The organism is Megasphaera sp. UBA4233, from assembly GCF_002395615.1.
GTDB classification, from domain to species: domain Bacteria; phylum Bacillota; class Negativicutes; order Veillonellales; family Megasphaeraceae; genus Megasphaera; species Megasphaera hexanoica.
Map to the genome: position 1 here is coordinate 38,848 of NZ_DGXL01000037.1, position 11,408 is coordinate 50,255.

13 protein-coding genes are annotated in these 11,408 nt (G+C 52.0%); 1 reads left to right on the forward strand and 12 read right to left on the reverse strand.

From position 1 onward, the window contains the following. Nucleotides 1–9 precede the first annotated feature (9 nt). Together B2U90_RS12425 and alr are read right to left on the reverse strand one after the other, a co-directional pair. A complete protein-coding gene (locus B2U90_RS12425) occupies nt 10–1,182 on the reverse strand; it encodes a pyridoxal phosphate-dependent aminotransferase (RefSeq protein WP_292017935.1) in 1,173 nt (390 codons plus the stop codon). A 136-nt stretch (nt 1,183–1,318) separates the two neighbouring features. Beyond that, nucleotides 1,319–2,521 (reverse strand): alanine racemase, encoded by a 1,203-nt coding sequence (alr, locus tag B2U90_RS12430; RefSeq protein ID WP_292017936.1) that lies wholly within the window; start codon nt 2,519–2,521, stop codon nt 1,319–1,321. 225 nt (nt 2,522–2,746) lie between these two features. On the opposite strand from alr, the gene B2U90_RS12435 reads away from it, so the two are divergent. Further along, on the forward strand, nt 2,747–3,607 hold the full coding sequence (locus tag B2U90_RS12435; protein ID WP_113856184.1) for a DMT family transporter: 861 nt from the start codon (nt 2,747–2,749) through the stop codon (nt 3,605–3,607). On the opposite strand, the gene B2U90_RS12440 is transcribed toward B2U90_RS12435, so the two are convergent. The 10 genes from B2U90_RS12440 to B2U90_RS12485 form a co-directional block, all read right to left on the reverse strand. Continuing rightward, the gene (locus B2U90_RS12440) at nt 3,587–4,786 is read right to left on the reverse strand and encodes an MFS transporter (RefSeq protein ID WP_292017937.1); all 1,200 of its coding nucleotides are present in this window, start codon (nt 4,784–4,786) and stop codon (nt 3,587–3,589) included. The genes B2U90_RS12435 and B2U90_RS12440 overlap by 21 nt on opposite strands. A gap of 98 nt (nt 4,787–4,884) precedes the next feature. After that, complete coding sequence (locus B2U90_RS12445) at nt 4,885–5,766, reverse strand: NAD(P)/FAD-dependent oxidoreductase (protein ID WP_059077301.1); 882 nt, start codon at nt 5,764–5,766, stop codon at nt 4,885–4,887. 9 nt (nt 5,767–5,775) lie between these two features. Continuing rightward, complete coding sequence (locus B2U90_RS12450; protein ID WP_075582180.1) at nt 5,776–6,963, reverse strand: pyridoxal phosphate-dependent aminotransferase; 1,188 nt, start codon at nt 6,961–6,963, stop codon at nt 5,776–5,778. Between the two features lie 158 nt (nt 6,964–7,121). Further along, nucleotides 7,122–7,670 (reverse strand): phosphodiesterase, encoded by a 549-nt coding sequence (yfcE, locus tag B2U90_RS12455; RefSeq protein WP_292017938.1) that lies wholly within the window; start codon nt 7,668–7,670, stop codon nt 7,122–7,124. Between the two features lie 12 nt (nt 7,671–7,682). Continuing rightward, complete coding sequence (locus tag B2U90_RS12460) at nt 7,683–8,252, reverse strand: TlpA family protein disulfide reductase (RefSeq protein ID WP_292017939.1); 570 nt, start codon at nt 8,250–8,252, stop codon at nt 7,683–7,685. Nucleotides 8,253–8,567: 315 nt separating this feature from the next. Then, nucleotides 8,568–8,816, reverse strand: a complete 249-nt coding sequence (locus B2U90_RS12465) for a hypothetical protein (RefSeq protein WP_292017940.1) — start codon at nt 8,814–8,816, stop codon at nt 8,568–8,570. Next, nucleotides 8,816–9,256, reverse strand: a complete 441-nt coding sequence (locus tag B2U90_RS12470) for an HD domain-containing protein (protein WP_070807783.1) — start codon at nt 9,254–9,256, stop codon at nt 8,816–8,818. Before B2U90_RS12470 ends, B2U90_RS12465 begins: the two co-directional genes overlap by 1 nt. Nucleotides 9,257–9,902: 646 nt before the next feature. Continuing rightward, nucleotides 9,903–10,307: an HI0074 family nucleotidyltransferase substrate-binding subunit gene (locus B2U90_RS12475; RefSeq protein ID WP_075582171.1), complete on the reverse strand. Its 405-nt coding sequence runs from the start codon at nt 10,305–10,307 to the stop codon at nt 9,903–9,905. Next, nucleotides 10,294–10,605 (reverse strand): nucleotidyltransferase family protein, encoded by a 312-nt coding sequence (locus B2U90_RS12480; RefSeq protein ID WP_075582170.1) that lies wholly within the window; start codon nt 10,603–10,605, stop codon nt 10,294–10,296. Before B2U90_RS12480 ends, B2U90_RS12475 begins: the two co-directional genes overlap by 14 nt. 310 nt (nt 10,606–10,915) lie before the next feature. Continuing rightward, on the reverse strand, nt 10,916–11,408 hold a 493-nt coding region (locus B2U90_RS12485; protein WP_292017941.1), incomplete at its 5' end, for an IMP cyclohydrolase.

An 11,408-nucleotide genomic window follows, 5' to 3' on the forward strand; every position in this document is an offset into this window, starting at 1 on the left:
CATTCTATATTATTTCCTGTACTTTTCAACGAACCGTGCCATCCGCTTCAATGCTTCCTTGATGGTTTCCATGGAAGCAGCGTAGGAAATGCGGACATGATTTTCTCCGCAGGCACCAAATGCCGTGCCGGGAACGACGGCCACTTTTTCTTCCTTGACCAGTTTTTCACAGAATTCTTCGCTGTTCATACCCGTGCAGCTGATATCGGGGAAGATGTAAAAGGCGCCTTTCGGTTCAAAAACGGGAAGACCCATATCGACCAGGCCTTTATAAATGACTTTGCGCCGTGCATCGTATTCCTGACGCATGGATTCCACGTCAGCGGCGCAGTCCCGGAGAGCGGTGATGCCGCCGTACTGGGCCTGCGTATTGGCACACATGATCATGTACTGGTGCAGCTTCAGGATATTGGCCAGACCGTCCCGCGGGGCACAGACATAGCCCAGGCGCATGCCCGTCATGGCGTAGGCCTTGGAAAAGCCGTTGAGTACAATCGTCCGTTCGCGCATATCCGGCAGGTTGGCAAAGGACGTAAATTTCGTATCGCCGTATATGAGTTCGCAGTAGATTTCATCGCTCATGACGACCAGGTCGTGTTTCTTGACAAATTCCGCAATGGGCAGCAGTTCTTCCCGGGTCATGACCGTCCCCGTCGGGTTATTGGGGTAGCCCATGACGAGAGCTTTCGTCTTCGGCGTCACGACCTGTTCCAGCGCTTCGGCCGTCACTTTGAAGTCATCTTTGGCATAAGTCGGCACGAAAACGGGAACGCCACCGGCAGCTTCTACGGCAGCCGGATAGGCTACGTACGCCGGATCAGGAATGATGACTTCATCCCCCGGTTCGGTCAGTGCCAGGAGAGCCATGGTCAGCCCTTCCGAAGCCCCTACGGTAACCATGATTTCATCGACTGGATCGTAATCGACACCATAGCGGTCATGGAATAATTTTGCAATTTCCTGCCGCAGTTCGATGAGGCCCGAATTGGCCGTATAGCTGGTCTGCCGGGCATCAATACTGGCTTTCATCGCTTCGCATACCTTGTCCGGTGCCGCAAAGTCCGGTTCGCCGATACTCAGGGACAGCACGCCCGGTATCTGATTGGCAATATCGAAGAACTTACGGATCCCCGACGGCTTGATAACCTGCACGTTTTTCGAAATCTTGTCATCCCAATTCATAATACGCACCACCTTATTTAGATTGTTTCTCTCTGCGCATACTGGATATGCACGTATCTTGTATCTTTATAGTATACCTTATACTTGCCGATTGCAAGGTTTCTATTTTAGGTTTATCGTTTATCCTGCGAAACTTTTAAGGTTTGTCAAAGAGATATTCTTCCCGTTCCACCACCTTGCCATTGCGGATATAGACCCGCGGCACGCGGCGGTTGATATTACACATGATTTCATAATTGATGGTCCCAGCCTTGTCGGCCAGTTCTTCAATGGGGATGAACTGATCGCCCTGACGGCCAAATAATACGACTTCATCACCGGCCCGGCAGTTCGCTTCTCCCGTAATATCGATCATGCACTGGTCCATGCAGATAGTCCCCACCTGGGGAACGCGATGGCCGTGGAACAGGACTTCCGCCTTCCCCGACAAGGCCCGCATGTAGCCATCGGCATAACCGACGGGAAGAGTCGCTATCTTACGACGCTGGTCACAGGTAAAATGACGGCCATAGCTGACGGTGGCCCCGGCATCGATGAGCTTGACGTGGGCCACGCAGCAGCGCAGGGACATGACCGGCCGGAAATCAAACCCGGCAAGAGATACGTCATGGCTCGGCTGGCAGCCGTACTGGATGATGCCGGGACGGACCATGTCGAGATGATACCGGGGCAGTTCCAGCGTCGCCGCACTGTTGCAGCAGTGTCGGATGGGGATGTGGACTCCTTCATCTTCCAGGCGGCTGCAGACCCACATAAACCGCTTGAACTGTTCATGCGTAAAGGTCTTGTCCTTCTCATCGGCTACGGCAAAATGAGTGAATATCCCCCGGATTTCGATGCGCGGCAGGGCGGCAATTTCCTTGATGACGGAAATGCTTTCCTCATCGGGCAGGAATCCGATACGGCTCATACCGGAATCAATGGCAATATGAACCTGCAGGGTCTGGCCCAGGCGGGACGCTTCCGACGAAAAGTATTCGGCATTCTTCAGATTGAACACGGCCGGCTCAATATGATAGGCCAGGAGTTCTTCCGTCCTCCGTCCGTCCGTATGGCCGAGGATGAATATATTCTTGGTAATCCCCGCATAGCGGCGCAGTTCCACCGCTTCATCCAGACTGGAAACGGCAAAGCAGTCGGCCCCGTTTTCCGCAAAGGTACGGGCCAGTTCGACGGCACCGTGGCCATAGGCATTGGCCTTGACAACGGCCGCAATCCGTACATCCGGCCCGACATGACGGCGGATGACCTGCATATTATGAGCGGCCGCGTCGAGGTCGATCTGGGCCCAGAGGGCGCGGCGCGTAAAATTTTCAGTCGTGCTGTAGACATCCATCATATACTCAGCTTCTTTCCTCTCGTAGTATGGGATTTTTGTACATCTACGGTCTATTTTATCACACTTACGATATAACTGAAACGTAAAACCACTATTTCTTTTTCCTTTTACTTATGTATACAATTTACAGAATACAAAAAAATGTATGAACCCTTAACCCTTTTCCCCTGTTTTTTGCTACAATACAATGTATACAATACAACACGGGTATAATAGGAGGATACAATGAAAGACTCATATATCAAATTCATTCTGGCAACGGTCATCTTTGGCACCAACGGCATCATTGCCAGTCATATTCCCTTATCGAGCTATGAAATCGTACTGTGCCGTACGGTCCTGGGCGGGACCTTCCTGCTCATCCTGGCCCTCTGCCGCCGGCAGTGGCACGTACTCTTTACGGCACCGCGCCGTTCCCTCGTCTGGCTGGTACTGTCGGGCATATTCCTGGCCGGGAACTGGCTTTTCCTGTACGAAGCCTACCAGCAGATCGGCGTCAGCCTGGCCACACTCATCTGCTATTTCGGCCCCGTCCTCATCATGATTCTGTCACGGTTCGTCTTTCACGAACCGTTCACCCTGCCCAAAGTGGCCGGCATGATCATCGTCACCGGCGGCATGATCTGCATCAATGGCGCCGATTTTCAGGCCAACGGCCTCTCATGGGGACTCGTGTGTGGCCTGCTGTGCGCCCTGTGCTTTGCCCTGCTCATCGTCGCCATGAAAAAAACAGCCGGCATAAGCGGGATCATATCTCCTGCCTGTCAGCTGCTCGTCGCCTCCCTTGTCGTAGGCCTCGTGACCTGTACCATGTCCTCCGGCCCGGCCGCACTGGACGGCACGGCCATCGCCTGCATTCTCTGCCTGGGCATCGTCAATACGGGTATCGGCTACTCTCTCTATTTCTCCGGTATTCAAAACCTGTCTGCCCAGACCGTCTCCATCTGCGGCTACATCGAACCCCTGACGGCCCTGGCCCTGTCGGGACTGCTCCTCGGCGAAGTCCTGACAGCCGTACAGTGGCTGGGGGCCGTCCTCGTCCTGGGCGGCGTAGCCCTGTCCGAGTTATGGCACCGGAGAGCCTGATGGCGGCGTGCGCCGGTCCGTCATATGGCCGCTTTTCCATGCCCAGAGCGTAAAGGCAATGTACAGCCCCATGACGGCCAGGACGCCATAGAAGATAGCCACGTATCCCACATGGCCGGCCAGGGTCCCCAGGAGGACAATGCCCAGGCATGTTCCCAGGTCCATGGTGTTGTAATAGGTCGCACTGGCATTGCTGCGCCGCGCCGGAGCCACCACATTAAACAGCCAGGTCATGATGGCCGGCATGAGAAGTCCGGCACCCAGGCCATAGAAAACCGAACCACACAGCAGATAGATTGGTGAATGAGCCGTACAGATCATGAAAATAGCAACACTGTACAGGAGTACGCCGGGAAACATGACGGAGAACGGGCCGTGACGGTCATAGACTTTGCCGCCAACTACCCGGGAGAGAAACACGAATAACGTGCCAGACACAAAGAACAGGCCGGCATAGGCGATGTGCGCTTCTTCCGCCATGAGCGGCAGGTACGTATTGACCGACGCATAGACGAAGCCAAAGAGGAAGGAAATAACGCCCGGCACGGCCGTCCCTTCTTCAAAGAAATGATGCAGAAGGGAAATCCGTTCCTTCTTCACCTGCCCTGCCGGCCGTTCCGGAACCCGTGCCAGCAGGAACAGGGTCATGGACACGATACAGGCCGCCGAAGCCAGGGCAAACAATATCTGCGGCGGAAATGCCGAGAAGACCGCCACCCCGACAGCCGGTGCCGATCCCATGGAAATCGTGTTGCCCAGACCGAAATACCCGACGCCTTCCCCGCGGTGCTCCGGCGGTATGACCTCGACGGCCAGGGCCGCCGCGAACGTCGTAGACAGCCCAAAGCCAAATCCATGGAGGATACGGGCCGTCAGAAGTCCGCCGAATGTCGGGAACAGCCCGTATCCCGCCGTGGCGACGAGGGACGTCAAAAGTCCCAGGAAGAGACAGCGTTTCTTCCCCAGTCTGCCTACGAGGGCGTCCGTAAACAGCCGCACAACGATGGCCGACAGGGCGAAGATACCGGCAATGATGCCGATTTCACCGCCGCTGGACCCGATGGAAGCGGCGTACATGGCAATGGTCGGGACGAGCATATGAAAATTGACAAACAACAAGCCGTTCCCTACTGTAATAAGAATAAAATTCCCGTTCCAAATGCGATTCTGCTGATTCACTATATTCACCTGATAGCATAAAATATTTCACTACGTTTTAAATAATTTATAAAGGGAAAGGAGCTGCCGCAGTGAGGACAGCTCCTTTTTAGGCCTTATTATTGCGAAATGCCTTTTTGTTTGCGCACATAGGCAGCTGCGCTGATACCGGCCTGGGCTCCTTCGTACACGGCCTTGGCAATCTGCAGCAGACCACCTGTGGCATCGCCGGCGGCGAACAGGCCTGGAACGGCCGTCGCCATGTGTTCATCGACGAGGATATGCGAGCCCGAAAGGGGCGCCCCGATTTTACGGGCCAGGTCCGCACTTCCTGCCACACCACTGGCGACAAATACACCGGCCGCTTCAATCTGGCTGCCATCCGCCAGACGGACTGCCGATACGCGGTCCGTGCCTTCTACGGCCTCTACGGGCTGGGTGCATACAGCCAGCCCTTCCGGTACACCGGCAGGCGCATCGCTGCCATTAGTGCAAAGTGTGACTGAAGAGGCAACAGGCAGCAGCACCTGCGCTTCGTGCAGGGCGTATTCTCCGCCGCCGAGGACGACGACGGGCTTTTTCCGGTAGAAAAAGGCATCGCAGATAGCACAGTAGCTGACACCCTTTCCTTCCAGCTCACGGAGCCCCGGGATGGGAAGACTCTGACGGGCCGCACCAGTCGCCAGGATAATGCTGCGCGTTTCGATTTTCTCCGTCGTCGTTTCCACGACAAAATGAGTCAGCGTATCATCCATGCCGATCCAGACGACTTCCGCTTCCTTGAAAAGGACGCCGAGGCGCCGTGCCCCGGCTATCCCCCGGCTGGCCAGCTCAGCTCCGCTGACCGGTTCGGGAAATCCGTAATAATTTTCAATGAGCTCCGCCTTTTCCAGGGCCCCCGTGCCTTTGGACAGCACCTCTACGGACAGCCCTGCCCGCCGGGCATAGAGCGAAGCCGAAACGCCGGCCGGGCCGGAGCCAATAATGATGACATCAGTCATAAGTACCTCCTATTTGTACAATGCCAGCAACTTTTTGAATGCCGGCAGGCTGCGGCGGATCATATCGGCATCGACGCAGTAGGAAATGCGGGCATATCCCGGGCAGGCAAACTCATCAGCTGCCACCAGGAGGATATTAAATTTCTTGGCATTTTCCATGAACTGCAGCGAATTTCCATCAGGCGCTTTTACGAACAAATAAAACGCTCCCGACGGATAAACACAGTCGTAGCCCATCTTCGTCAGATTATCATAGATAAGATGACGGTTCTTGTCGTACTCGCTGATGTCCGCCGTCGCCCCGCGTACGGCCGCAATGACCCGCTGGTACGTACTGGGCGCGCAGACATAGCCATACATGCGGGCCGTCCCCAGGATGGCCGTCATGAGATATGCATGATCGTCCACCGTCGGCGGCACGAGGATATAGCCGATCCGTTCACCGGGCAGGCTCAGGGACTTGCTGTACGAATAGGTCACGATCGTATTGTCATAATAATGCGGCAGATAGAGAATGGGGAGATTGTCGTAGACGATTTCCCGGTACGGTTCATCGGAAATAAGGAAAATAGGATGACCGATTTCTGCCGACTTCTCCTTCAAAAGGGCCGCCAGCCTGCGGATCGTATCTTCCGAATAGACTGTCCCCGACGGATTATTAGGCGAATTGACGATAATCGCCCGCGTATGCGGCGTAATAGCCTTTGCCACCCCTTCGATGGACAACTGGAAATGCTCCGTATCGGGCGGAACGACGACGCATTTGGATCCGATGGGTTCGATGAAGATGCGGTATTCCGGATAGAACGGCGCAATGACGATGAACTCATCGCTCGTATCTTCCTGCAGGGCCCGGATGATGACCGCCAGGGAAGCCGAAGACCCGACGGTGAGATGGAAATTGTCCGGTCCGACGCCGGCATCATAAGTTTCATTCATATAATCGGCCAGATACTGGCGTACTTCCAGCAGGCCCCGGGCATTGGTATAACTGTGGATTTCCCGGCTCGTCTTATGATCGAGCATGTCGATGATGGCTTCCTTGACGCAATCCGGTGCGGGAATCGACGGATTTCCCAGACTGAAATCATAAATATGTTCCCAACCGATTTTCGCCGCCTGGGCCTGTCCATATTCGAATAATTCACTAAACTTGGAGCGCACGGCCCCCAATTCATACATTTTTTTATCTGCCATCGTATATCCCCCTCCGGTTCTGCCATGGCGGCAGCCCCTCTCACTGAATATCGCAAATCATGTAATCAGACAAATTACAAAGCACAAATGATATTGTACCATGTTTTACACCGCATTTCTATCCTTTACGGCAGAGCAATGTGCCATTTTTCCCCGCTTCACAACGTCAGCCGGTGGAACACCGTACCATCCATCTCTTTCCAGGTCACGTCCCGGCCGGAAAGGACCAGGTACGAATGAGGGCTGTCTTCCTTGGGAAGAGCGGCCGAACCGGGATTCAGGTACAATACGCCTCCGTCCAGCTCCTCCCAGGCCGGCACGTGCGTGTGGCCATGAAGGAGGACATCGCCCGGGGAAAGGGGCGGCAGGTGGTCCTTGTGGAACACATGGCCATGAGTGGCAAAAATCGTCCGATCCTCTACGAGGAGCAGGCACGAATCAGACAGGATGGGAAAGGGCAGTACCATCTGATCGACATCGGCATCACAATTTCCCCGTACAGAAGAAACGGGGACCGTAAGACCGGACAACATGGCTATGACCGCCCTGGGATCGTACTCCCGGGGAAGGTCGTTGCGCGGCCCATGATACAAAATATCGCCCAGGAGCAGCAGCCGTCCGGCCCGTTCCCGTTCCACCGCTTCCATCAGCAGCCGGCAATAGTAAGCCGAACCATGAATATTTGAAGCTATCACTATATTCGTCACAGTACATCCTCCTCATTTCAGGCTCCGGGCCAGCAAATACGCCAGCTGCTTCCGGTCCAGACTGCCTGCATGCTTGTCTAAGATCGTCCCGCCGCGGCCAATCATGAACCACTGGGGTACTTCATATACATTATATATACCGGCCGTTTCCATACTGGCAAAATACAAGGGCATATCGTACGGCCAGGCAGACTCAATCTGCTGCCGCGCCGCCTCTCCCCGGTCCAGGCAGACGACGACAAAATACACCTCCCGGCCCTGCTCCCGGTACATCTCATCCAGAACCGGCAGCTCTTTTGCGGCCATATCGCTCCAGCTCATCCAGAAATACAGGAATACGGGCTTCTTATTATATAGCGACTGGATCGACACGGAATGACCGGCCTGGTCGGTCAGGGACACATTGTGGGCCAGCACCTCCGTCTGCGAGCGGGATACCGCTTCGGCCTCCTTGATTTCCTCCTTCGTCAGGACATGGGGATACGGCTCCGGCAGATACCCGATGGTCAGGCCAATGCAAAGCAACGTCAGCAGCACAACAACTTTCTTCCTGAGTGGCAGTTTCCTCCACATGTCTTTCATATCATTTCCTCCATGCCCATAACATATTATGTAAATAATTGTACCATAGTAAGGCCAGAGAAAGAAGTGGAATTGGCAGGCGGAAAGGGCCGTAGGCCGGGAAGGACCGTTGATCGTAGTTCGTAGGTCGTTCATCGAAGGGGGAAGAGCCTCAGATAGCGGCTGGCAGCTGGCGTTCAGTGGTACGGACGTAAACAAGCACCTGCAATTTCTCACAGATGCTTGTTTTAGTAAAACTTTACTACATTTATTAATATTCTTTAGGCTGTTTATTTTCTGACCGGTAGAATTTCTGAACCGTTAACCGGTATACCTCTACTTATCGATCAGGTACTCGTCCATACCATCAAAAAAGCCTTCCCTGATCATCTTCTGAACCCTGGGAGTTTTAAACACTTCTTCAATAGGGGTATCCCATTCACCCGAATTACGTACCCTGTAATCACATATTCTAGCTAGTAATTCTCTTTGAGCATCTTCAGGAAAACGTTTCCAGGTATCGTCTTCATACCACGTTTCCAATGACTCTATATCAGCGTTTTTTATATCTTCTACAGTCATCATCAGACCGCATCCCCTGTCAGAATTGCATAGGCTTTCTTATATTTTTCTACCCGTTTCAAATCCTTGTCTGTCACTTTCGGCAGACGCGATAAATCCATATTATTTCTTAAATCTGCTTTTTTTACAGCAATGGCCAGTGCGTTCCCGGATTTTTTTACTCCCCGCACATAGTCCAGATACGGGACCGCATCATCATGGGTCAAAAGAGAAACGGCATCAGCTATCTCTTTTCCGAATAAGGAAAAAAGAGTTTCCTTCGTCATCTCCGTATCCTCTAACGTGTCATGCAACATGCCGACTACAGCATAGTCTTCTCCCAGAGGCAATACCGCGTTAGAAACAGACGTTAAATGGCACATATAAGTTTTCCCCGCCTTATCAGTCATATCAGCATGATATTTTTCAGCTACTTCAACGGCTAAAGAAAGTTTCTTTCCCACTTCTACCAATCCTCTTTTCCTAATTCACATACCGTAGGGAAATCTTCAAATTCCCCTGTTTCCCAGTTATAGTCTCTGTCACTAAAGTAATCCGAAGCTCTGACAATCGCTATGATACCAGATGGACCCCGTTTCTATTCATTATAACATATTCGTCCCCTTACGGGGATGAAGGTAATGTACATTAGGGTCAATGATTGGCAAGAGTCAAATCGCAATTTCCGTTTCCGTCCCCTTGCGGGGATTAAGGTAATGTACAGCACCCCTTACGAAGCCTGTATTTATGCAGGTTTACGAGGCGGTTTGCGGGGCGGATTCTGATTTTCTTGATTTTATAGCATTTTCAGTGATACTCATCTTCAGAATTTCCGCTATCCCGCATGGTTGTCACAGCGGGGCGGATTTTCCATTTTTCCTGAAAATTCGTTTTTATTATACCACATCCAGCTTCAAAAGGGTACGCCGCTTTTCCTTCATACAGTATCCCTGCAAGCACCACTCCCTTGCTGCATGTAACTTGGTTGATAGTTCAACTAAGTTGCATGCAAACTCTTGTACAAGGCTGATTTTTCCAGCTTCATAAAAAATACCCACAAAGCTCTCCATAATGAGCTTCGTGGGCATGTCAGCAGTACCAGAGCTGATATTAAAGGCCTGGAAGTATGTCTCCGTATTGTTCATCAATGTGTTTTTTTAGATTCTGGAAAGCAGGAATATATACTTGGATAATCTTCGTTACCAGGCGCTTAGCTGCTTTACCATCATAAAGATGTGTCATGTCATTTCGATCTCTGAGCATCACCAGGAAAATGTCCGGATCGACAAAATCATAGACGGCGTACGCTTCCTTAATGATTTCCCGCGGTGAACCACTATGAGCTGCATTACGGCCTTCATATTTCAATAATTCCTTTAATAATTTCCACGTCAATTCAAATTGCAGGGAGAATTTGTTGATAATGCCGCTGAGTATAAATTCGTTATCTAAATCTTCCTTTCCGGCACTGGCCAGTACGGCCAGATTGGAACAAAAATTTTCATATTTTTTCATAAAGCGTGACACCTTCTTTCTGAATCATAGTCCGAAATTCTGGTTCCAATGGATTATCCAGATTAATGATATCAAATTTCAATAATGTCCATGTGTTTTCCTCCACATCCAGGCAGAATTGTGTGAAATCCCCCCCAGAGACAGCAAGGTCTATGTCACTGGCACGTCCATAATCTCCCCGTGACCGGGACCCAAAAAGAATAACTTTTTGCACTCCCCATTTGCTGGCAATGGTACCTATTTCTTTTATTAATTCTTCACTGAGTCCTGTTTTCTGTATATCCATTGTATCTGTCATATACATCACCTGAAATATGTTTGTATAAAACGGTATATATCCGTATCTCATTGCATCATAAATGCGATATAGTCATTTCTATATAATAGTTATATTTATTATATCATTACGGATTTCTCTACTCAACACTAAGAACACTGCGTTAGTGTCAGCTTTTTATCAGTGAAATGCTCCATTTTTTACTACCCATCCCGGCCCTGCGGCTTTTTCTTTAAACTTGAAACTATCCCTTTCCCGCATGCAAAAAAACTCACGGCTGGAAGCGTTTCCAGTCGTGAGTTCTGTGTCGATGTTACATAGATGATATATATTAGTGATGGAACAGGCGCAGGTGGGTCATGGCCATGGCTATGCCGTATTTGTCGCAGGTTTCGATGACGTTGTCGTCACGGATGGAGCCGCCGGCCTGGGCGATGTAGTCTACACCGCTACGATGGGCCCGTTCGATGTTGTCGCCAAAGGGGAAGAAGGCGTCGCTGCCCAGGGCTACACCGTGAAGCTGGGCAATCCAGGCTTTCTTTTCTTCCCGTGTGAGCGGTTCCGGTTTTTCCGTGAACAGATCCTGCCAGATGCCGTCGGCCAGGACGTCTTCGTAGTCATCGGAAATGTAGACGTCGATGGCATTGTCCCGGTTCGGACGGCGCACGTCGTCGCGGAAGGGCAGGGCCAGGACTTTCGGGTTCTGGCGGAGCCACCAGATGTCCGCTTTGTTGCCGGCCAGGCGGGTGCAGTGTACACGGGACTGCTGTCCGGCACCGACGCCGATGGTCATGCCGTCTTTGACGTAGCAGACGGAGTTGGAC